General features: G+C 30.9%; 20 protein-coding genes and 3 tRNA genes. 17 read left to right on the forward strand and 6 right to left on the reverse strand.

Translation table 11 applies throughout. The annotated features are described in order from the left end of the window. The first annotated feature begins 25 nt into the window (after window positions 1–25). The 7 genes from PZA12_RS07805 to PZA12_RS07835 all read left to right on the forward strand — a co-directional run bounded on the left by PZA12_RS07805 (window position 26) and on the right by PZA12_RS07835 (window position 8,611). The gene (locus tag PZA12_RS07805) at window positions 26–1,972 is read left to right on the forward strand and encodes a sigma-54-dependent Fis family transcriptional regulator (RefSeq protein WP_103698907.1); all 1,947 of its coding nucleotides are present in this window, start codon (window positions 26–28) and stop codon (window positions 1,970–1,972) included. 242 nt (window positions 1,973–2,214) lie between these two features. Beyond that, a complete protein-coding gene (locus PZA12_RS07810) occupies window positions 2,215–3,297 on the forward strand; it encodes a 2,3-butanediol dehydrogenase (protein WP_077841041.1) in 1,083 nt (360 codons plus the stop codon). Window positions 3,298–3,447: 150 nt separating this feature from the next. Next, a complete protein-coding gene (locus tag PZA12_RS07815) occupies window positions 3,448–4,338 on the forward strand; it encodes a sulfide/dihydroorotate dehydrogenase-like FAD/NAD-binding protein (protein WP_061114804.1) in 891 nt (296 codons plus the stop codon). Next, window positions 4,338–5,732 carry an NADPH-dependent glutamate synthase gene (gltA, locus tag PZA12_RS07820; RefSeq protein WP_338481374.1) on the forward strand — a complete coding sequence of 465 codons (1,395 nt, stop codon included), beginning with the start codon at window positions 4,338–4,340 and terminating at the stop codon, window positions 5,730–5,732. Before PZA12_RS07815 ends, gltA begins: the two co-directional genes overlap by 1 nt. Before the next feature lie 217 nt (window positions 5,733–5,949). Next, window positions 5,950–6,732 (forward strand): HD domain-containing protein, encoded by a 783-nt coding sequence (locus PZA12_RS07825; RefSeq protein ID WP_103699352.1) that lies wholly within the window; start codon window positions 5,950–5,952, stop codon window positions 6,730–6,732. A gap of 390 nt (window positions 6,733–7,122) precedes the next feature. Then, window positions 7,123–7,992, forward strand: a complete 870-nt coding sequence (locus tag PZA12_RS07830; RefSeq protein ID WP_103699353.1) for a cation diffusion facilitator family transporter — start codon at window positions 7,123–7,125, stop codon at window positions 7,990–7,992. Window positions 7,993–8,158: 166 nt separating this feature from the next. Then, window positions 8,159–8,611 carry a hypothetical protein gene (locus PZA12_RS07835; protein ID WP_078115058.1) on the forward strand — a complete coding sequence of 151 codons (453 nt, stop codon included), beginning with the start codon at window positions 8,159–8,161 and terminating at the stop codon, window positions 8,609–8,611. A 54-nt stretch (window positions 8,612–8,665) separates the two neighbouring features. Here PZA12_RS07835 and PZA12_RS07840 read toward each other — a convergent pair whose 3' ends face one another. Then, entirely contained in the window at window positions 8,666–9,430 is a 765-nt protein-coding gene (locus PZA12_RS07840) for a DODA-type extradiol aromatic ring-opening family dioxygenase (RefSeq protein ID WP_103699354.1), read from the reverse strand. 188 nt (window positions 9,431–9,618) lie between these two features. On the opposite strand from PZA12_RS07840, the gene PZA12_RS07845 reads away from it, so the two are divergent. The 5 genes from PZA12_RS07845 (at window position 9,619) to PZA12_RS07865 (ending at window position 11,479) form a co-directional block, all read left to right on the forward strand. Continuing rightward, entirely contained in the window at window positions 9,619–9,930 is a 312-nt protein-coding gene (locus PZA12_RS07845; RefSeq protein WP_078115060.1) for a winged helix-turn-helix transcriptional regulator, read from the forward strand. 334 nt (window positions 9,931–10,264) lie between these two features. After that, window positions 10,265–10,864, forward strand: coding sequence for a nitroreductase family protein (locus tag PZA12_RS07850; RefSeq protein ID WP_078115061.1), 600 nt, complete (start codon window positions 10,265–10,267; stop codon window positions 10,862–10,864). 379 nt (window positions 10,865–11,243) lie between these two features. Next, window positions 11,244–11,319 (forward strand) — tRNA-His (locus PZA12_RS07855). A gap of 3 nt (window positions 11,320–11,322) precedes the next feature. After that, window positions 11,323–11,397: transfer RNA gene (locus PZA12_RS07860), tRNA-Gln, on the forward strand. A 6-nt stretch (window positions 11,398–11,403) separates the two neighbouring features. Next, window positions 11,404–11,479, forward strand: a tRNA-Lys gene (locus PZA12_RS07865). Between the two features lie 609 nt (window positions 11,480–12,088). On the opposite strand, the gene brnQ is transcribed toward PZA12_RS07865, so the two are convergent. Further along, on the reverse strand, window positions 12,089–13,447 hold the full coding sequence (gene brnQ, locus PZA12_RS07870; protein ID WP_077839864.1) for a branched-chain amino acid transport system II carrier protein: 1,359 nt from the start codon (window positions 13,445–13,447) through the stop codon (window positions 12,089–12,091). Between the two features lie 771 nt (window positions 13,448–14,218). Here brnQ and PZA12_RS07875 point away from each other — a divergent pair. The 5 genes from PZA12_RS07875 to PZA12_RS07895 all read left to right on the forward strand — a co-directional run bounded on the left by PZA12_RS07875 (window position 14,219) and on the right by PZA12_RS07895 (window position 18,753). Beyond that, window positions 14,219–14,548 (forward strand): PTS lactose/cellobiose transporter subunit IIA, encoded by a 330-nt coding sequence (locus PZA12_RS07875; protein WP_103699207.1) that lies wholly within the window; start codon window positions 14,219–14,221, stop codon window positions 14,546–14,548. 69 nt (window positions 14,549–14,617) lie between these two features. Beyond that, entirely contained in the window at window positions 14,618–14,923 is a 306-nt protein-coding gene (locus PZA12_RS07880; RefSeq protein ID WP_103699206.1) for a PTS sugar transporter subunit IIB, read from the forward strand. A 41-nt stretch (window positions 14,924–14,964) separates the two neighbouring features. Further along, window positions 14,965–16,374, forward strand: coding sequence for a GH1 family beta-glucosidase (locus tag PZA12_RS07885; RefSeq protein ID WP_103699205.1), 1,410 nt, complete (start codon window positions 14,965–14,967; stop codon window positions 16,372–16,374). Window positions 16,375–16,502: 128 nt separating this feature from the next. Then, window positions 16,503–17,831, forward strand: a complete 1,329-nt coding sequence (locus PZA12_RS07890) for a PTS sugar transporter subunit IIC (RefSeq protein WP_103699204.1) — start codon at window positions 16,503–16,505, stop codon at window positions 17,829–17,831. A gap of 154 nt (window positions 17,832–17,985) precedes the next feature. Beyond that, the gene (locus tag PZA12_RS07895; RefSeq protein ID WP_236886728.1) at window positions 17,986–18,753 is read left to right on the forward strand and encodes a MurR/RpiR family transcriptional regulator; all 768 of its coding nucleotides are present in this window, start codon (window positions 17,986–17,988) and stop codon (window positions 18,751–18,753) included. 138 nt (window positions 18,754–18,891) lie between these two features. On the opposite strand, the gene PZA12_RS07900 is transcribed toward PZA12_RS07895, so the two are convergent. The 4 genes from PZA12_RS07900 to PZA12_RS07915 are packed head-to-tail and all read right to left on the reverse strand — an operon-like array spanning window position 18,892 to window position 21,586. Continuing rightward, window positions 18,892–19,635 (reverse strand): LytR/AlgR family response regulator transcription factor, encoded by a 744-nt coding sequence (locus tag PZA12_RS07900; RefSeq protein ID WP_087701488.1) that lies wholly within the window; start codon window positions 19,633–19,635, stop codon window positions 18,892–18,894. A gap of 17 nt (window positions 19,636–19,652) precedes the next feature. Beyond that, window positions 19,653–20,054, reverse strand: coding sequence for a hypothetical protein (locus tag PZA12_RS07905; protein ID WP_103699203.1), 402 nt, complete (start codon window positions 20,052–20,054; stop codon window positions 19,653–19,655). Window positions 20,055–20,075: 21 nt separating this feature from the next. Continuing rightward, window positions 20,076–21,062, reverse strand: a complete 987-nt coding sequence (floA, locus tag PZA12_RS07910) for a flotillin-like protein FloA (RefSeq protein ID WP_103699202.1) — start codon at window positions 21,060–21,062, stop codon at window positions 20,076–20,078. A 26-nt stretch (window positions 21,063–21,088) separates the two neighbouring features. Beyond that, window positions 21,089–21,586 (reverse strand): NfeD family protein, encoded by a 498-nt coding sequence (locus PZA12_RS07915; protein ID WP_103699201.1) that lies wholly within the window; start codon window positions 21,584–21,586, stop codon window positions 21,089–21,091. Between the last annotated feature and the right edge of the window lie 121 nt (window positions 21,587–21,707).

The following is a 21,707-nucleotide window of genomic DNA, read 5'->3' on the forward strand; positions in this document are numbered from 1 at the left end:
CTTTGTGTAAGCATAGGAGAAATATATGGAGAATTATGTGGATTTTATTAATAAAGCTTGGGAAGACTTTATTTCTACAGGAAATGTCAATCCTAAGGTTAGAAGTGAAATTGGTGATTCATGGATAAGATGCATGAACTATGGTGTTGATCCCTATGATGGTAAGGGTCATGTTAAACATTCTAATATAAATGAATTAATTAATAAAAATAATGAACTTATATCTGTAGCTAGACCTATTATGGAAAGTATTTATAGCATGGTTAGAGGATCAGGATTTGCATTATTTTTAACGGATAAAGATGGATATATAATAGACGTAATAGGCGATAACGATATAATGAAGAGAATTGAGGAATTAAACTTCCTCAAGGGTGAATTATGGTCTGAAAATGTAGTTGGAACTAATGCTATAGGGACGGCATTATATCTTGGGAAACCGGTGCAGACTATAGGAGCAGAACATTATGGGGTAAATCAACACTCTTGGACTTGTTCTGCATCTCCTATTTATGATGAAGATGATAATTTAATTGGATGTATAAACATGTCTGGAAATTATTATAATGCACATTCTCATACGTTAGGAATTGTAACTGCTGCGGCACAATCAATACAGAAGCAAATGGCACTTGCTATTTCGTATAAGTTACTTAATGTGACATTTGATTCCATATCAGAAGGCATGATAGTTATTAATGAGTATATGAAAGTTAAAAGAATAAACGGACGAGCTTTGAAAATTCTAAATATATCACTAGAAGAAGCAATGAATATGAATATTAATGAAGTACTAAATGGCGTAGATTTTCAAAAATTATTGCAAGAAAAAAATAAATCTTTAAATAATATAGAATGGGATTTTTCTATAAATAATGACATAATAAAATGTGTTATAAACGTATTACCATTAAATAAAAATGGTAAAAGTAGTGGTATGGTAATAACTTTTACAGAAGTTAAGATTGTACATAAACTAGTAAATAAGTTTGTGGGATATAAAGCACAATATGAATTTAAAGACATTATAACAACAAGCAAAGAGATGGCCAATATGATAGCCTTCGCTAAAAAAGCTTCAAAAAGCGATTGCAATATACTAATACAGGGAGAAAGCGGTACTGGTAAAGAGTTGATTTCTCAGTCAATACACAATTATAGCGATAGGGCTAGAGGTCCGTTTGTCGCTGTAAATTGTGCATCAATACCTAGCGAATTAGTTGAAAGTGAATTATTTGGATATGAAAAGGGGGCTTTTACTGGAGCATCAAAAGAAGGACATCCAGGTAAGTTTGAATTAGCAGATGGGGGGACAATTTTCCTTGATGAAATTGGTGAGCTGCCATTAGATATTCAAAGTAAGCTTCTTAGGGTTTTAGATAATGGAAAGATAGTTAGAGTTGGTGGGACTTATGAGAAGCAGCTAAATGTTAGAGTTATTGGTGCCACTAATAGAATATTGAAAAATGAGATAAGAAAGAAAAATTTTAGAGAGGATCTATATTATAGGTTAAGTGTAATGGAGATAAAGACTATTCCATTAAGAGAGCGAAAAGATGATATAGATGTACTTGTAAATGATTTTGTTCAAAGATTAAACATAAAAAACAAAAATAAGATTATAACTGTAAGTAAGGAATATATTGATAAGTTAAAGAAATATGATTGGGACGGAAATATAAGAGAACTTAAGAATGTTGTTGAGCGAGATTATTACTTAAGCGAAGATGAAATAATGAATATAGATATAAATAATTTAGATTATAATAATATGACACAAACTTTGCATGATGAACCTATGGACCAAGAGGACATTAAAATAGTTCCTCTTGATGTATTAGAAGAGAACGCTATAAGGGATGCTATAAAAAAATGTGATGGAAATCTTCAACTAACAGCTAAATTGTTAAGTATAGGAAGAGCAACTTTATATAGAAAGATAAAAAAATATCATATAGATGTATCAAAATGAGAAAAGAAAAATCTGTGTATCAAAATGAGAAAGGAAAATGTATCGTTTTGATACATTTTTCTTTTATAGTTAAATGGTTTTTATATAAAATTGTATTATAAATAATAGATAAAATAAAATTATATCAAGCAAACAACCTAAATAACGCAAAAAAATATAATCTTAATCATAACTTGGCACAGAAATTGCTTAATAAAATATATGTGAATTAATTAACAATTTATCCAAGGAGGAGTTTTAAGATGAAAGCAGCATTATGGTATGCAAAGAAAGACGTTAGAGTAGAGGAAATTGAAGAACCTAAAGTTACAGTTAATGGTGTAAAGATTAAAGTAAAATGGTGTGGAATATGTGGATCAGATTTACATGAATATTTAGGAGGACCTATATTTATACCAGTAGGACAACCTCACCCATTAAGTGGTACAACAGCTCCAGTAGTTTTAGGACATGAATTTTCAGGAGATGTCGTTGAAGTTGGTCCTAATGTAAAGAATTTTAAACCAGGAGATAGAGTAATAGTTGAACCTATAGTTGCATGTGGAAAATGTCCAGCATGTTTAGAAGGAAAATATAATTTATGTTCATCATTAGGTTTCCATGGACTTTGCGGAAGTGGTGGAGGACTTGCTGAATATACAGTTTTCCCAGAAGAATTTGTACATAAGATTCCAGATGAAATGTCTTACGAACAAGCTGCTTTAGTTGAGCCAATGGCAGTAGCATTACATTCAATTAGAATTGGTAATTTTAGAACAGGGGATACTGCTTTAGTACTAGGATCTGGTCCAATAGGACTAGCAACTATTGAGTGCTTAAAAGCAGCTGGTGCAAAATTAATAATAGTATTACAAAGAAAATCTATAAGACAAGATTATGCTAAAAGAGCAGGGGCAGATGTAGTATTAGATCCTAATGAAGTAAATATAGCAGAGGAAGTTAAGAAGCTTACTAACGGATTAGGAGTTGACGTGGCATTTGAAACTACAGGAGCTCAAATAGGTTTTGATACAGGTATAGATAGCTTAAAGTTTGAAGGAACTTTAGTTGTAACTAGCATATGGGAAAATGATGTTAAATTTAATCCTAATGTATTAGTATTTACTGAGAAGAAAATCATTGGAACATTAGCATACAGACATGAATTCCCAGCAACTATGGCTCAAATGAAAGATGGAAGAATAAAAGCAGAAGGATATGTAACAAAGAAAATACATTTAGATGATATAGTTGAAGAAGGTTTCGGAGCATTAACAGGTCCAGAAAAGAAGAAACATGTTAAGATATTAGTATCTCCAGACAAAGAACTCGTATCTAAATCTTAATCTATATAGAATTTGCAATTAGCAATAAAGATATAAATAGTACTTATAGATAAAGTATATTCTCGCAAGAACAAAAATTATACTAAGATTCAGATGAATAGAAAAAATCACCTGAATCAAGTTTACTTGGTTAAATTAGGAGGAACGTAAATGTATAAAATAGTGAACAAAAAGGAGCTAACAAATAATATATTCTCAATGGATATAGAAGCTCCAAGAGTAGCAAAATCTGCAAAGCCTGGACAATTTATTATCATAAAAAATGATGAAAAAGGTGAAAGAATTCCGTTAACTATAGCAGATTATGATCAGGAAAAAGGAACAGTAACTATAGTTTTTCAAACTGTAGGAAAAGGAACAAAACAGTTAGCTGCTTTTAATGAAGGGGATCATGTAGCTGACTTTGTTGGACCATTAGGTGTACCAAGTGAATTTATACATGAGGATATAGAAGAATTAAAGAAAAAGAATTTCATCTTTGTGGCAGGTGGAGTTGGTGCAGCACCAGTTTACCCACAAGTAAAATGGATGCATGAACATGGAATAGCTGTAGATGTTATTTTAGGAAGCAGAAACAAAGATTTGTTAATATATGAAGAAAAATTAAAGAATGCTGCTGGAAATCTTTATGTAACAACTGATGATGGTTCATATGAATTTAAGGGAACTGGATCAGATATGCTTAAAGAATTAGTTAATAATCAAGGTAAGAAATATGATCATGCAATTATTATTGGACCAATGATAATGATGAAATTTACTTCTATGCTAACTAAGGAATTAGGAATTCCAACAACAGTAAGCTTAAATCCAATAATGGTTGATGGTACAGGTATGTGTGGTGCTTGTAGAGTTACTGTTGGAGGAGAAGTTAAGTTTGCTTGTGTTGATGGACCAGAATTTGATGGACATTTGGTAAATTACGATGAATCAATGAGAAGACAAGCTATGTATAAAACAGAAGAAGGAAAAGCACAGTTAGAAGTTGAAGAAGGAAATACTCATAGTCACGGTGGCTGTGGTTGCAGAGGTGATAAATAATGGACATGAATGAGAGATTAGTTAGAATACCAGTAAGAGAACAAGATCCAAAGGTTAGAGCAGCAAACTTTGAAGAAGTTTGTATCGGATATAACGAAGAAGAAGCAACTAAAGAAGCTTCTAGATGTCTAAACTGTAAGAATCCTAAATGTGTAGAAGGATGTCCAGTATCAATCAATATACCAGGATTCATTTCTTATGTTAAAGATGAAAAATTTGAAGAAGCTGCAAAAGAAATTTCAAAATACAGCTCACTTCCAGCAGTTTGTGGAAGAGTATGTCCACAAGAAAAACAATGTGAAGGAAGATGTGTTTTAGGAATAAAAGGTGACTCAGTGTCTATTGGTAAACTTGAAAGATTTACAGCAGACTGGGCAGCATCACATAATGTTGATTTAAGTGCAACAGAACCTAAAAATGGAATTAAAGTTGCAGTTATAGGAAGTGGACCTGCAGGACTTACTTGTGCTGGAGATTTGGCTAAAAAAGGATATGAAGTAACTATATTTGAAGCACTTCATAAAGCAGGTGGAGTTTTGGAATATGGAATTCCAGAATTCAGACTTCCAAAAGAAAAAGTAGTTAAAAATGAAGTTGAAAACATTAAGAAACTTGGTGTTAAAATAGAAACTAATGTTATAGTTGGCAGAACTATAACTATAGATCAATTGTTTGAAGACGAAGGATTCAAAGCTGTATTCATAGGTTCAGGTGCAGGACTTCCAAGATTCATGGGAATACCAGGGGAAAATGCAAATGGAGTATGCTCAGCAAATGAATTTTTAACAAGAGTAAACTTAATGAAAGCAGCAGTAGAAGGATACGACACTCCAGTTAGATCTGGTAAAAAAGTTGCAGTAGTAGGCGGAGGAAATGTTGCTATGGACGCAGCAAGAACTGCCTTAAGACTTGGATCTGAAAGCCATATCGTTTATAGAAGAGGTGAATCAGAACTTCCAGCAAGAGTAGAAGAAGTACATCATGCTAAGGAAGAAGGAGTAATCTTTGATGTATTAACTAATCCAACAGAAATCTTAGTAGATGAAAATGGATGGGTTAAAGGAATGAAATGTGTAAGAATGGAACTTGGAGAACCAGATGCATCAGGAAGAAGAAGTCCAGTTGAAGTTCCTGGTTCAGAATTTGTTATGGATGTAGACACTGTAATAATGTCACTTGGAACATCACCAAATCCATTAATTTCATCAACAACTCAAGGATTAGAAATAAATAAGAGAAGATGTATTGTAGCTGAAGAAGAAACAGGTCTTACTACTAAAGAAGCAGTTTATGCTGGTGGGGATGCAGTTACAGGAGCAGCAACAGTAATACTTGCCATGGGTGCTGGTAAAAAGGCAGCAAAAGCTATAGATGAGTATTTACAAGGAAAATAAATATAAACTTAAAATAAATATAATTTTTATGATCAAATCCTAAATTATAAAGCCTTGGCAATATTAAATGAATATTGTCAAGGTATTTTTATTCTTTAAGGATTCATAATGAATGTGAATTAAAACCTATGCTCATATAGAAGGAAGTTTTATAGTTAAGTAATTTATGCTAAAGGAGTATAATAGATATATATTTAGATATAGTAAGGAGATAAAAATGGAAAATATATTAGTTAAAGAATATTATGATTGGTTTAGCTCTTATGTAAAAAAGTTTTATGGGGAAGATAGCTTAATAAATCAGAATATTGAACTTAAGGAAATACATACGCTAAAAGTCGCAGAGCATGCTGTAAATATTGCAAAATCTTTAAATTTGCCCCAAGAAGAAGTTGATACAGCAGAGATAATAGGATTATTTCATGATATAGGAAGGTTTGAACAATTCAAAAAATATAAGACATTTAGGGATGCTTTTTCAGAAAATCATGCTGCTTTAGGTGTTAAAATATTAGAAGAGAATGGAACATTAAAAAACTTAGATGATAGTAGAAAAAAGATTATTATTAAAGCTGTAAATCTTCATAATGAAAAAGATCTTCCAATGGATTTAAATAAGGAAGAATCATTGTTTTGCAAATTGATTAGAGATGCCGATAAACTTGATATTTTCAGAATCATTATGGGATATGAGAGAGAAAGAAAGAATCATCCTAATCCGGCGCTTGATAATTTACCTGTTACATCAGGCTACAATTCAGATTTTATTAAAGATATTCGTTCAAATAAAAAAATTAGTAATAATTCACTAAAAAATTATAATGATAGAAAAATATATGAATTAAGTTGGATAATTGATTTGAATTTTTCATTTTCTCTTAACTATATAAAGGAGAAGGAAGTTTTAAAAACATTAATTAGCTGTTTACCTAAAAATGAAGAGATTGATGACTTAGAAAGGTACCTTGATAAATATATAGAAAATTCCATAGTGAAATAATTTATCTGTAAAATGAACATTTTAATTGATTTCTGTTTAATAATAATATTTAATTTATGTCTATACTAGCTAACCTGATTCTATTAACCAAATGCTAAATGCTGTTATGTTTAATCTACACATATATAAGTATTTATAATGTCTATAAAATTCAGCGGCATATAATATGTAGGTATAATAACGAATAATACTTATGTTATTTGGAAAATTAACTTTATGCAATCTTTAATTGTAAAATACATTTTTATAGCAAATCATATTCTGTAATTGCCTTATAGTAGAGTACATTAAAGCAAACTACTTTAATTAAGAGTATGTTTTGTATAAATTTATTTAAGAATGATAATTATTAAGATAGCATTGAAAATAGTATAGTCAGGGGTGGAAAGTATGGAAAACAGTTATAATAATTTAAAAATAGCAGAACGTGGAGCTAGGGTGAGTATTATAGCTTATATAACACTATCATTATTAAAACTCGGAGTAGGTTTTTTTGCTCAATCCAAGGCATTATTAGCTGACGGAATCAATAATACTACCGATATAATAGCTTCAGTGGCAGTTTTAATCGGGCTAAAAATATCGAGAAAGCCAGCGGATGACGATCATCCTTATGGTCATCTTAGAGCAGAAACAATAGCATCTTTAATAGCATCGTTAATTATGATAGCTGTTGGTCTTGATGTGCTCTATAATGCAATTAAATCAGTTATCTTTTTTAACCCTAAGGCTCCTGATTTAGTATCTGCAGCAGCTGCTATTTTTTGTGCTGCTGCTATTTATATGGTATATCGTTATAATATGAGAATTGCTGTTAAGATAAAAAGTTCTGGACTCATGGCTGCCGCAAAAGATAATCTTTCTGATGCATGGGTAAGTATTGGTACGACAATAGGGATTGTTGCTTCTCAGTTTGGTTTTCCTTGGATAGATCCTCTTGCAGCTGTAGTTGTAAGTGCTTTAATATTAAAGACAGGATGGGATATATTTAGAGAAGCAACTCATAATCTATCAGATGGTTTTAGTAGAGAGAAGCTTGATGGTATAACTAAATCTATTAGCCAAGTTCCCGGGGTTAAACAAATTAAGAATATAAGAGCGCGAGTTCATGGAAATAATATTTTACTTGATTTGGTAGTTAGTGTTAGTTCTGAGTTGTCTTTAGTTGAGGGACATTCCATTACCGAAAAAATAGAAGATAAATTGAAAGAGGATCTAGATATAACTCAAGTGATGGTGCATGTTGAGCCTGATAAATAGAAAGTATAAATGTAGCTGAGGAAAAATAAAATTCCCCAGCTACATTTTTATTTGGAATTAATTAAGTTGTAAAAGCAGAACGAACCAATTTCATATCGAGCGAATAATATAATATGTAGAATTTTACTAATGAATATAAAGAGATAAGCATAAAGCAGGTGTTTAAATGGATACTAATCGAATTATATTTAATATAAAGCGAGGATATTGCAGATATATTGGTTCTGGTTCTTGCAGAGAAGTATTTGATCTTGGAAATGGATATGTAGTAAAAATAGCAAAGAATGCAGCTGGAATTGCACAAAATAAAACAGAGTATTATATTTCTCGTTACGACAATTCTAACTTATTTGCAAAGGTTGTAGATGTTTCAAAAAAATTTGATTTCCTAATTATGGAGAAAGCAGATAAGGTATATAATATTACGGAAATATGGAGATGTTTTAATGTTAAAAGTAAAAAAGAAATGTTTAATTTAAAACAGATAAAAAGTATTTCTCAAAATTATAATTTACTATTAAGCGATCTGAATAGACAAAGTAGTTGGGGTGTAATTAATGGTAGACCAGTGATTATTGATTACGGATTTACCAGAGAAGTAAGGGAAAAATATTATTAAATTTTTTACTAAAGCAGGATTGAGTATATCATATCCTGCTAAAATATTAGATTACTAAAATTCAAGGCAAAGGCGGCTTAAATTTCCTAATTCATACTCTCGAAAAATAACTCTAGGAATTAATAGAGAACTGCTGCCTAATGCTATAAATAGCGGAACAAAATGCTCAGGGCTTAGAACAGCTAAATCAGCATTTGGAGCTTGATCTCTATAATTGTAAAGTGAATTAAAATCATTTTCTTTTAATCTGTTAATTAACCAGTCATCAAATTCTTCAGCCCAAGAATCGCTGCTTACAGCTTCAAAATCAACTAAATTTAGATTATGAACTGTATTTCCGCTCCCGATAACTAAGATATCTTCATCACCTAAAGTTTTTAGAGCGCTACCTATTTTTATTTGTTCTTCAATGGATAATTTAGAGTCTATTGAAACTTGAACAACGGGGATGTTTGCTTCTGGATAAAGATGCTTTAAAAGAGTCCAAGCTCCGTGATCTAAACCCCTATTTAAGTCTTTTTTCACTTTTATGCCTTCGTGTGAGAGCTTTTCTTCGACTTTTGCTGCAACGGTACTAGAACCTTGCGCCTCATATTTTACATTGTAAAGTTCGTCTGGAAATCCATAAAAATCATATACTGTTTCGTATGTGGAATCAGAAGACGATATAGTTAGTGTCTCACTATCCCAGTGTGCTGTAAAGATAACAATGGCTTTGGGATTTAATTTCTTTCCAAGGTTATTTAGAAATTCAGTATAATTATCTTCTTCAATGGCCATCATTGGAGAGCCGTGTGCTAAAAATAAAGGTTTAACCATATAATAAAATCCTCCTTTAGATTCAATAATTAATTAATATTAGATATTACCATAAAGATCAAAGTTAATACATAAGTTTTACGGAATATTGACTTATTTAATGAATATTATTATATTTAGTATAATATCATAAGTTGCTTATCTTAATTAAGTGATTATGATAGAATAGTAACAGGTGGTGATTAAGTATGGAAAAATTTCATATGTGCCCAAGGTTTGAAAATGCTTTTGAATTACTAGGAAAAAGATGGACTGGATTGATTATAAGAACATTATTGAATGGACAAAATCGATTTTCAGATATAGAAGAAGCGATCCCTAATATGAGTGCTCGTATGCTTACAGAACGATTTAAGGAGTTGGAAAAGGAAGGAATAATTATTAGAAAAGTTTACCCGGAAACTCCAGTACGCATAGAATATGAGTTAACAGAAAAAGGTCGTGATCTTCAAAGTGCCATGGATGAGATCCAAAAATGGGCAGAAAAATGGACTAACTAAGACGATTCAAAAAATATAAAGAATTTTCTTAACTACAATAGAGATTCTTTATATTTTTTTATTGTTTGAAAATTAAAAAAATTATGAATTTATATTTAAAATACTATTGACTAAGTGTTATAAGTATGTAATAATTAATTTAAAGTTACTTACTAAATGTAAGTAACTAATTAAAAATATTGAAGTAAATTTATTAGGCTTCACTGTTTTTATATAAAAGATGTACTAGTTATAGTTAAATATAATTTTAAATTACTATAAGTAATTATTTAGAAAGAAAAAGTATAAATATAAATACTCAAAGAAATTTATATATGATAGGAGGAATTGTTATATGTCAAAAGATTTTTTTACTGCTGTAGCAGATAGACGTTCATTTTATGGAATTAGTAAAGAAAAGGTGGTTTCTGACGATAGAATCAAGGAAATTATAGAACATGCTGTAAAGCATACACCATCATCATTCAATTCACAAAGTGCAAGAGTAGTGCTATTGTTAGGAGATCATCATGATAGATTATGGGATATCACAGAGAATGCTTTAAGAAAGATTGTTCCTGAAGATAAATTTGAGCCAACTCAAGAAAAAATAAATTCATTTAGAAGTGGTTACGGTACAGTTTTATTTTTTGAAGATAATAGCGTGATAGAATCTCTTCAACAACAATTTTCACTTTATAAAGATAATTTCCCAATTTGGTCACAACAAGCAAGTGGAATGCACCAGTTTGTTATTTGGACTGCATTAGAAATTGAAGGATTTGGAGCATCGCTTCAACATTATAATGAGCTTATTGAAAATGACATAAAGAAAGAATGGGGAATATCTGATGATTGGAAACTTATTGGACAAATGCCTTTTGGAAAACCAACAGCGGAACCTGGCCCAAAAGAATTTAAACCATTAGAAGAACGTATCAAGATATTTAAATAAAGAAATATTTCAATGATTATTTTCATATAATAGGGGTGATTTTATCACCCCTAAAAATTATTTGATTGATTCTAAATTTATTTAAAATCAGAAAATAATGAGATTATGATTTAAATGAATAATTCTTTTTATTTTAGATAAGAGTATTTTTAGCTGGAAAGGCTGAGATATCAATAAAATAAAGATGTTTTAGATTTGATTATGATGATTTTAAAGATATAATTGGTATTATACTTAGCATTAATTATATTTATATAGTTGACAATTAACAATATGTAACTTATAATAAACAAGCAAATAAAAATTTATTACCTATATTGGTAATAGTTTAATATTTAAAGATTAGAAGTGAAATTTTAATTTTTTAAAGGTAAATCTGGTGAACGTAGTTCAGTTGGTAGAGCGCCAGTTTGTGGCACTGGTTGTCGTGGGTTCGAGTCCCATCGTTCACCCCATACTGGGATGTCGCCAAGTGGTAAGGCAATGGATTCTGACTCCATTATTCGCAGGTTCGAATCCTGTCATCCTAGCCAATTTTTGGTTCACTAGCTCAGTCGGTAGAGCACATGACTTTTAATCATGGTGTCCCGGGTTCGATTCCCGGGTGAGCCACCAATTATATAATAGAAATTTAATATTTTAGATTGAACTTAGCATTAATATGCTAGGTTATTTTTTTATTCTTTAGGAATTTATATTCCAATAAAATCTGTGGACGAGGTACTCCTTGAGGGTATAACTTAAAAAAGGTTGATTGACTAGTTTTTGTATTTTAAAAAGAATAAAAAAGAAATCTTATTCGCCTGCCAAATTTTTCTCACATGCGTTCGAAAAGGCAGATGCGTGAAAAAATCTTCGGCTCCAAAGTCGCCTGCGATTTTGTTCTTCTCTAAAAATTCATACCTGATTCAAATCTGCAAATACTGTGTTAATTGTAGTATAAATTATGAAAAAGACTGGTTTTGAAGATTGCCTTTTAAAAATAAATACCATACTAGAAAGGAGAAACATTTTTATGCAGCAGGCATTGAAAATAAGCTGTTAAAAGCTCTTAATTGTAGGTTGTTTCATTAATGCTTGTCACAATGAAGTTGAGAGCAAGCATTAATGGTGTAACCTGCAATTTAGCACTTTCAGCGAAATTTTCATAGTCCTGTGAAATAACAATGTTTCTCCTTTCGGATGTTTATTTCATAAGTCTAAGTTATCTTTGAAATATTATGTTTAAGCACTTTTGCGTTTCTTTGAACGAATAGTCCAGATGATTAGTCCTATGAAGAACCCGTAAAGTGCTGGTATTATCCATCCAAATCCATAATCAAAGCCAGGTAAATATGAGTGAGCAAAATTCACAAGTTGCTTAACGATTAAATTCTCTTGTAGAGGCTGAGGCAATGATTTACATAAATCAAAAAATGCCGCAATAACTGTGAATCCTGTTGTCCATCTATAAACGTCGCTTTGTTTATTAATAAAAGGCGCTAATAGAGATAGTAGGATTAAAGTAATTACTAAAGGATATAAAAACATAAGTACTGGTATAGATAATTGAATAATATTACTTAATCCAAAGTTAGCGATTATGAAAGAGAAAACTGTAAATAAAACAGCATATTTTTTGTAAGAAACAGAGTTTGGAAACATTTCGCTGAACATTTCAGAACAAGAAGTTATCAAACCAATAGCTGTTTTTATACATGCGATTCCAACAATAAAAGCTAATAATATTTGTCCAGTAAAACCAAAGTAATGATTGCTTACCATAGATAATATACTTCCACCATTATCAGCACGATTAACGCTTCCTAGACTTGTAGCACCCATATAAGCTAGAGATCCATAGATAATAGTCATTCCTATAACGCTAACAAGTCCTGATTTACATGTCTCTATAGCAATTGATTGAGGGTTTTTAACTCCTAGTTTTTGTATGTTAGAAATAATAATAATAGCAAAGGCTACAGATGCAAGTGCATCCATGGTATTATATCCATCTAATAAACCAGTGAATAGTGGTTGAGTTGCATAATTTCCTTGAGCAGGAAATTGACTTGCTTGTCCCATTGGATTTACAAATGTAGCGATTAATAAAATTGATAATAATACCAAGAAAATAGGGGTAAGATACTTACCAACCCAATCTAAAATTTGTCCTGGCTTTAATGAAAAATAAATAGTAAAAGCAAAAAATATTAATGAAAAAATAATTAGTCCTAATTTTAAATATCCATCAGAAATAAAAGGATGAATTCCAACTTCAAATGCAACTGTAGCAGTACGTGGAATTGCAAATAAAGGGCCAATTGTTAAGTATAATAAGCATGTGAATATACTTGCATAACGAGAGCTAATAGGCCTCGCCATATCAAATAAACTTTCACTTCTTGAAAGAGCTGATGCGATAATTCCTAATATAGGTAATCCTACTCCAGTAATTAAAAATCCAATAGTAGCTGTAAATGTATGATCTCCAGCCTGTTGCCCCATTTGAACTGGGAAAATTAGATTACCAGCACCAAAAAAAAGTCCAAATAATAATGAACCTATTAATAAGTTTTGCTGAAAGCTTAGCTTTTGTTTCATAAATAATCCTCCTTAAATATTTTCGTATTATCAAAATAATTATACTTCCTTTATTAAAGTGTTTATTTTTTTGCATTTTGATAATACATTGTCAATTTTTAATTATAATATATTTATTTATATTAGTAAAACTCATTTTTTATATATTAGTTAAATTATTCTATTTAAAAATTAAAATGAAAGGGATATTTACATATATTTAAGCAAAATCACTTTGTCGAATAAATATGTATGTAAATGCAGTTTTTAAAATAGGTGATTTAAAAAAAATTATTAATCAAATATATATGTTGCAATTCACAATGCACAATTACGGTTAAAATTCTTGCAATATTTTTAGAATTACGATGAAGAATTATTTTTGGAATATATATTATAAATTTTTCTGTTGAATTTAAAAAAGATAGTGTCTGAAAATTAATTGATAAGAAATAAACACTGGATTAATTAATTTAAACACTATATAAAAATGGTTCATTTACTTAAACACTATAAGTAAAAAAATAAACAGTTAAAAAAATAACCAAACAATAATAAAATTTTACTAAAAATATTTTCAAAAACAATATTTCGTAATAAAAATATTTTCAATAAAGCAGAAAATGGTAAAAGCTTTATATAGTAAGGTTTTACGCTATTTAAATGAAATAAAGAGAGATTTTAAATGCTAACTTTTGAAAAAGTTTTTATAGAGTTTGGCATCCATATTGCTTTTGTGTAATGGCATGGAATGAAGATAATTTAAATTATATAGAGCGGAGGAGATTAGTTATGGAAGAATTAGAATTAGAAATAGCAATTATGAATATTATAATCAACGCTGGAGATTGTAAAAATCACGCTTATATGGCTCTTAACAATGTGAAAGAAGAAAATTATGAAGAAGCTGAAAAAGAAATGGAATTAGCAAATGATGCTATCGCAAAGGCACATGATGGACAAACAGTGTTTCTACAAAAAGAGGCTAATGGCGAAAGAATAAATATGTCAGTTTTATTTGTACATGCACAAGATCATTTGATGACTGCAATAACAGAGAAAAATTTAATTGAGCAAATAATTGAATTAAGAAAAGTTATAAATGGATTAGTGAAGGTGTAATTAAAAAACAGATTAAATTTAAAATAAATTCTGCACGAAGATATATTTTTTAAAAGGAGAGGATAGTAAATGATAAAAATTAGATTATTTTGCGCAGCAGGAATGTCAACAAGTCTTTTGGTAAATAAAATGAAGGATGCAGCTAAGATCAGAGGTGTAGAGGTTGATATTGAAGCTTTTCCAGAAGGTCAAATGGATAAATATCTAGATGGTGTAAATGTTGCATTATTAGGACCACAAGTTGGATACACATTAGGAAAAGCAAAAAAAATATGCGGACCATTGGGAATCCCTGTAGATGTAATACCTATGGTTGATTACGGAATGATGAATGGGGAGAAAGTATTAGATTTTGCGCTAAGATTAGCTAACTAGTGAATGGACAAATATGTAGAAATAGAAGGAGTAATTAAATTATGAAATTTTCTAAGGATTTTCTATTTGGAGCAGCTTCTGCTGCATATCAAGTAGAAGGAGCGTATAACGAGGATGGTAAGGGAATATCAAACTGGGATGTATTTTCCAAGATTCCAGGAAAAACTTTTGAGGGAACTAATGGAGATATAGCAGTAGATCATTACCATAGGTATAAAGAGGATATAAAATTAATGGCTGAAATTGGAATAGAATCGTATAGATTTTCTGTTTCTTGGCCAAGAATAATTCCAGATGGTGACGGAGAAGTTAATCAAAAAGGGATTGATTTTTATAATAATTTAATAGATGAATGCTTAGAATACGGAATAGTTCCATTCGTCACATTATATCATTGGGACATGCCTCAAAATTTAGAGGAAGATGGGGGATGGACAAATAAAAGAACTGTTAATGCATTTGTAAAATATGCGGAGGTATGTTTTAAAGCATTTGGTGACAGGGTGAAGCATTGGATTACTTTTAATGAAACTGTTGTATTTGCATCGCTAGGGTATTTGGCAGGAGCACATCCGCCAGGCATTAAGAACAATCCTAAAAAGTATTTTCAAGTAACACATAATGTTTTTACAGCACATGCCAAAGCGGTAAAGTCCTATAAGGAAATGAAGCAGTTCGGTGAAATAGGAATAACTCACGTTTTTTCTCCAGCATTTAGCATAGATAGCAATGAGGAAAATATTAAAGCAGCATATCATGCAAATCAGTATGAAATTAATTGGTATTATGATCCGATATTAAAAGGAGGTTATCCAGAATATGTAGTTAAACAGTTAGAACAGAAAGGATGGCTTCCAGAATGGACTCAAGATGAGTTAGATATAATAAAAGAAATGGCGCCAAAGAATGATTTCATAGGTCTTAATTATTATCAACCGAAAAGGGTTGCAAAGAATGATATTCAAAATAAAAATCAAGAAAGAACTAGAGAGAATTCTACAGGAGCACCAGGCAATGCATCATTTGATGGAGTTTTTAGAACCGTTATGTTAAAAGATAAAGTTTATACAAAATGGGGATGGGAGATTGCTCCAGATGCATTCTTAGATGGACTAAGGATGTTAAAAGATAGCTATGGCGATATAAAAATGTATATTACTGAAAATGGTTTGGGAGATGAAGATCCGATAATTGAGAATGAAATAGTAGATGTTCCAAGGATAAAATATATCGAGGCACATTTAAAAGCGGTGAAGAGAGCCATTGAAGAAAATATAAATTTAAAAGGATATTACGCTTGGTCTGCAATTGATTTATTGAGCTGGTTAAATGGATATAAAAAGCAATATGGCTTTATATATGTTGATCATAAGAATAATTTAGATAGAAAAATAAAATTATCAGGATATTGGTACAAGAAGACAATAGAAGAAAGAGGAGAAAAACTTTAGTAAAGACTTAGTAGTTAGCAGATCCTAATATGTATTCATTAAGCGCGCAATGTTTACTTATATTAAGATTTGAAACTTTAGGTAATATAAAATTTGTTATTTAGTTGAGTATTTAAGGAGGAATTATTATGTCATCGTTTCAAAATAATTTAAATGAGAAAGTAATACCGATAGTTATGAAATTTGTCAACTTAAAAGGTGTTCTTGCCTTAAAAGATGGTATCTTATATACATTACCTCTAACGTTAGTGGGTTCAATATTTCTATTATTAGCGCAATTGCCGTATCAACCATTAAATGACTGGTTAGCTGTTACACTAGGTGCAGGGTGGACAGATCCTTTATGGAAAGCATATGGAGCCACATTTAATATAATAGCGCTTATGGGGACAATAGGCATAGCATATACTTATGCTAAAAATGAAGGCTATGAGCCTTTATCTGCAGGAGTAATATCATTTGTAGTATTTGTGTTAACAACTAGTTCTTCTGTAATAACTAAAAGTGGAGAAACAGTAGGCGATGTCATTCCAACAGCATGGTGTGGTGGAAAAGGTATGGTCACTGCAATTATTATAGGATTAATAGTTGGCGCAGTTTACTCATGGTTTATGAAGAGAAATATTACAATAAAAATGCCAGCAGGTGTACCACAAGGTGTTGCAAATTCTTTTGCAGCGTTAATACCAGGAGCGGTAATAATAGTTGGCGCAACAGTACTTTATTCAGTGTTTAACTGGGGATTACACACAACTCTTATAGAATGGATATATAAAGTAATTCAAACACCTTTACAAGGTATGACAGATTCAATAGGTGGAGTATTATTTATGGGATTTGCAATTCCTTTCTTATGGTGGTTTGGAGTTCATGGCTCAACAATAGTAAGTGGTGTAATGTCAAGTGTTTTGACATCGAATACATTGGATAATGCAGCTATAGTTACAAGTGGAAAAGAGTTAACAATAGCAAATGGAGCTCACATAGTAACACAACAATTTTTGGATCAATTCATGACAGTAACAGGTGCTGGTATGACAATAGGTTTAGTTGCGGCAATGTTGGCATTTTCAAAGTCAGCTCAATGCAAGCAATTAGGAAAACTCGCAATAGTACCTGCAATATTTAATATAAACGAACCAATCACATTCGGAACACCAATAGTAATGAATCCTTTTATGGCGCTTCCGTTTATAATTACTCCTATGTTATCAGGAATAATACTTTATTTTGCAATAGCAACAGGAATAGTTCCGCCATTTGGTGGGGTAATGGTTCCGTGGACAACTCCTCCGGTAATTTCAGGTCTTTTAGTTGGTGGTGTTAGAACAGCAATATTGCAATTCTTAGTATTAGTAATGTCATTCTTTATATATCTTCCATTCTTTAAGAAGTTAGATAATATAAACTATAAGAATGAGCAAGCTGCGCAAAGTGGAAATGGCGTGTCAGCATAAGTAAAATATTTAAACAAAATGTTGCACAACTGATTTTAAGTTGTGTAACATTTTTATTTTAACTAATAAACCCGCTTTATAAGTGAAACATGTAAGATATCATATAGTTTTTTTGCTATAATATTGGTATAATGCAATAAATAAGGAATATGAGGTGGGGAATTTGGATCCAATTAGTTTGATGAAATCTATGGCTTCAACATTTACGAAAGTTGAACTTGAAATTTATAATAGATTAATGTCTGATCCGACATTGATTATGAATAGCACGATAGTAGTACTTGCAGAAGATCTTAATGTATCTAATTCTGCTATAACAAGATTTTGCAAAAAGTTAGGATATAAAGGGTATGTTGAATTTAGATATGATTTTTCTTGTTATTTTAATAAAGAAGAAGAGGACAATGAAGACCATATTGTTAATAGAACAGTAACCACATATTTATCTGTCTTGAATATATTGGAAAAAATGATAAGTGAAGATGAGATTAGAAAATTAGTATCAAAAATGAAAAAAAGTAATAATATTCGAGTAATAGGTATAGGTGAATCGGGATTAATTGCTAAGTATCTAAGATATCGTATCTTCAAATATAAAAGAAATATTGAGGCATTGGATAATAAGTTCGAAATAGATGAAAGTTGTAGTTTAGCAGAAGAAGGAGATATGCTAATTGCTATTACCAATAGTGGGAAAAGTAAGGAAATTAATAGACAAATAGTAGAAGCATATAATAATGGTATAACGACTGTAGTAATAACAACTAATGATATTGCGGTTTTAAGAAGCAAGTCCCATTTTTACTTTCAGATGCCTTCAGCTGGACAATTTTATAAACCAGGTGCATATGACAATCAGCCAATTATTATAATTTTTTTAGAGATGATAGTTAACTTATTTGCGTTTTTTAACGAAGAGTAGTAAAAAATAAGAAAGATCCAAATTCAATTATAGAACTTACCGTATATTTCATTTATAAAAATATATAGAATTTATTTTTTTATAATAAAAACCTCCTAGAAGTAATGTTATTTTACTATTTCTAGAAGGTTTAATTTATTACAAACTAAAAAGTTTTTTTATTTCCTCATATTTTTCGTGAGTAAGTAATGCATCTTTGTCTGTATTTTTAAGTTTGACAATATAGGTCCATCTTCCGTATGGATAGATTTTTGTAATCAATGATAAATTGATGATATAGGATTTGTGGCTTCTAAAGAATTGAGTATGGTCTAGTTTTTCTTCTATATCGGATAAAGAAATGGAAGTTGTGAAGCTATCTGTTTTTGTATATATAACAGTGGAACTTTCTTCTCTTTGAACTAAAACAATTTCCTTCGTATCTACAAAGCTTATGCCTTCTTTATTTTTTATCATAAGCTTATCCAATCCTTTTTCGTGCTTTATTATTTTATCTATACCATCTCCATAGCTGGGTTTATTTAAATTTTTAATTCTGTCTAAGGTTTGCATTACTCTTTCTACTTTGAACGGTTTTATCAAATAATCAAAAGCGTACAACTGGAACGCTTCAGACATATATTCTGCATGGGCTGTTGCAAAGATAATTATAGTTTTAGGGTCTATATCTGTTAATACTCTAGCACAATCTATACCATTGCACTTAGGCATTTCAATATCAAAGAACACCACATTAGGGCGGTGCTCTTTAAATATGTCTATAGCTTCTTCACCATTATCTGTTTCTCCGACAACTTCAAAGCCACCAGATTTATCTAGTATTTTTTTTATTATGGTCCTTATTCCTATCTCATCGTCAACTATAAGCACTTTTATATTCATAGAATAATTCTCCTAATTTAAAATCTTCTTTTTCTAGTTTTACTTTTTGGCTTTCCAACTATCTCTGAAAGTATAATAGCTTGTTGAAGTCTAACTGGTGTTATTTCCTGGGTAATAGAATCTATAATTCCCTGTGGATTTGAAGAAGCTGCTTCTTTTTTATTATAATAGCTATTTTTTGTATTATTATAAGAATCCATGTTTTCACTAGCTATATCGTCAATGGAATCACCTTCGTCATATTCTTCATCGTCATTCTCTAACTCTGTATCAGAAGTGTTGTTTATACCATCATTCATTTCGGTTGCATTTGGATATTTGAAAACAAAATTTCTTGAATTATTGTTTAATATGGACGTAGGATTGAATATAGCATTTGCAAGAATTTTTAATAGATTAGTGGTATCATCATATTTCATAGTTTTCACTCTCCCAGGAGTCTATTTTTTATCTCTCTGCTCTTTGCTATCACTAGAAAGAGATTGGCTTTTATTTCCTGCGCTAGAAATTGAACTTCTCATACTTGTATCTGCAATAACGTTTTGCATATCATAATAATCCATTATTCCAAGTTTTCCTTCTCTAAGTGCATAAGCCATTGCTCTTGGTACTTCGGCTTCTGATTCTACAACAGCAGCTCTCATTTCTTGCTCTTTGGCTACAGCCATTGCTCTTCTTTCTTCAGCTTTAGCTTGAGCTATATTTTTATCAGCTTCTGCCTGCAAAGTTTGAAGTTGGGCTCCTATATTTCTTCCTACATCTACATCAGCGATATCAATAGATAGAATTTCGAAGGCTGTACCAGCATCTAATCCTTTATCTAAAACAGTTTTGGAAATAGCATCAGGATTTTCTAGTACTGTTTTATGGCTATGAGAAGAACCAACTGTAGTTACTATACCTTCACCAACTCTGGCTAGTATAGTTGCTTCACCAGCACCACCAACTAACCTTTCAAGGTTAGCTCTAACTGTAACTCTAGCTTTAACTAAAAGTTCTATACCATCTTTTGCAACTGCTGAAACATTTGGAGTTTCAATAACCCTTGGGTTAACGCTCATCTTAACTGCTTCTAATACGTCTCTACCAGCTAAATCAATGGCAGCTGCTTTTTCAAACTGTAAGTCTATATCAGCTCTATGAGCTGCAATTAATGCATTAACTACATTATCTACATTACCACCAGCTAAATAATGGGCTTCTAGTTGATTGACATTAAGTCCCATACCAGCTTTTGTTGATTTAATGAGTGGAATTACGATTTTAGAAGGTACAACTCTTCTAAGTCTCATACCAATCAAGTTGAATATGCTTACTTGAACGTTTGCTGCTAAAGAAGACACCCATAATCCTATTGGTATAAATCTAATAAACACAGCAATTAAAAATACAACTGCTATTACTACTATAAGTAAATTAGTAATCATTAATTATCTCTCCTTTAAATATAAATTTATATTTTAGATTTCTTTACTAGTAATTTTACGCCACTAACTTTAAATATTTCTATATTAGTGCCTTTACGAATGTATTCTCCTTCAGAAATTACATCAAATTTAACTCCGTCTATATCGACAGAACCAGTTGGTCTTAAATCGGTAACAGCAACTCCAGTCTTTCCTAACAAATAATCTAAATCTGAGGAACTGATATATCCGTGTTCTTTCTTTTGTTCATCAGGAAGAATTAATGGTTTAAAGAGTTTTCCTTTTGTGAAAAAGGTTAGAACAACACCTAACATTATTCCAAGAATTGCTAAAATTCCTAATGCCATAACTAAGGCTTGTGCAAAATTCTCTGCAGTTAATACCACTGCAAGTATTAAACATATAGCTCCGGCGATTCCTGGCAACCCAAAGCCTGGAATATGCATCTCTAAAAGCACTAATCCGAACCCTACTATTAGAAGTAAAACTGTAAGAACTGTTATATCCGGTAAAAATGCACTCATACTTTTTGTACCTCCCTCCTTGGTATATTAATATAATAAGCCACATATTGAAGTTTAGTAACATAAAACTTCTAAGTTATACATTTTTTAAGTTCAAATGTCATTTATAAGAGTGCTGGCA

It is taken from the genome of Clostridium beijerinckii (assembly GCF_036699995.1).
Classification (GTDB): domain Bacteria; phylum Bacillota; class Clostridia; order Clostridiales; family Clostridiaceae; genus Clostridium; species Clostridium helianthi.

Coding starts and splice junctions, on each gene's coding strand:
- PZA12_RS07805 (WP_103698907.1), top strand. CDS start 26: ATGGAGAATTATGTGGATTTTATTAATAAAGCTTGGGAAGACTTTATT.
- PZA12_RS07810 (WP_077841041.1), top strand. CDS start 2,215: ATGAAAGCAGCATTATGGTATGCAAAGAAAGACGTTAGAGTAGAGGAA.
- PZA12_RS07815 (WP_061114804.1), top strand. CDS start 3,448: ATGTATAAAATAGTGAACAAAAAGGAGCTAACAAATAATATATTCTCA.
- gltA (WP_338481374.1), top strand. CDS start 4,338: ATGGACATGAATGAGAGATTAGTTAGAATACCAGTAAGAGAACAAGAT.
- PZA12_RS07825 (WP_103699352.1), top strand. CDS start 5,950: ATGGAAAATATATTAGTTAAAGAATATTATGATTGGTTTAGCTCTTAT.
- PZA12_RS07830 (WP_103699353.1), top strand. CDS start 7,123: ATGGAAAACAGTTATAATAATTTAAAAATAGCAGAACGTGGAGCTAGG.
- PZA12_RS07835 (WP_078115058.1), top strand. CDS start 8,159: ATGGATACTAATCGAATTATATTTAATATAAAGCGAGGATATTGCAGA.
- PZA12_RS07840 (WP_103699354.1), bottom strand. CDS start 9,430: ATGGTTAAACCTTTATTTTTAGCACACGGCTCTCCAATGATGGCCATT.
- PZA12_RS07845 (WP_078115060.1), top strand. CDS start 9,619: ATGGAAAAATTTCATATGTGCCCAAGGTTTGAAAATGCTTTTGAATTA.
- PZA12_RS07850 (WP_078115061.1), top strand. CDS start 10,265: ATGTCAAAAGATTTTTTTACTGCTGTAGCAGATAGACGTTCATTTTAT.
- brnQ (WP_077839864.1), bottom strand. CDS start 13,447: ATGAAACAAAAGCTAAGCTTTCAGCAAAACTTATTAATAGGTTCATTA.
- PZA12_RS07875 (WP_103699207.1), top strand. CDS start 14,219: ATGGAAGAATTAGAATTAGAAATAGCAATTATGAATATTATAATCAAC.
- PZA12_RS07880 (WP_103699206.1), top strand. CDS start 14,618: ATGATAAAAATTAGATTATTTTGCGCAGCAGGAATGTCAACAAGTCTT.
- PZA12_RS07885 (WP_103699205.1), top strand. CDS start 14,965: ATGAAATTTTCTAAGGATTTTCTATTTGGAGCAGCTTCTGCTGCATAT.
- PZA12_RS07890 (WP_103699204.1), top strand. CDS start 16,503: ATGTCATCGTTTCAAAATAATTTAAATGAGAAAGTAATACCGATAGTT.
- PZA12_RS07900 (WP_087701488.1), bottom strand. CDS start 19,635: ATGAATATAAAAGTGCTTATAGTTGACGATGAGATAGGAATAAGGACC.
- PZA12_RS07905 (WP_103699203.1), bottom strand. CDS start 20,054: ATGAAATATGATGATACCACTAATCTATTAAAAATTCTTGCAAATGCT.
- floA (WP_103699202.1), bottom strand. CDS start 21,062: ATGATTACTAATTTACTTATAGTAGTAATAGCAGTTGTATTTTTAATT.
- PZA12_RS07915 (WP_103699201.1), bottom strand. CDS start 21,586: ATGAGTGCATTTTTACCGGATATAACAGTTCTTACAGTTTTACTTCTA.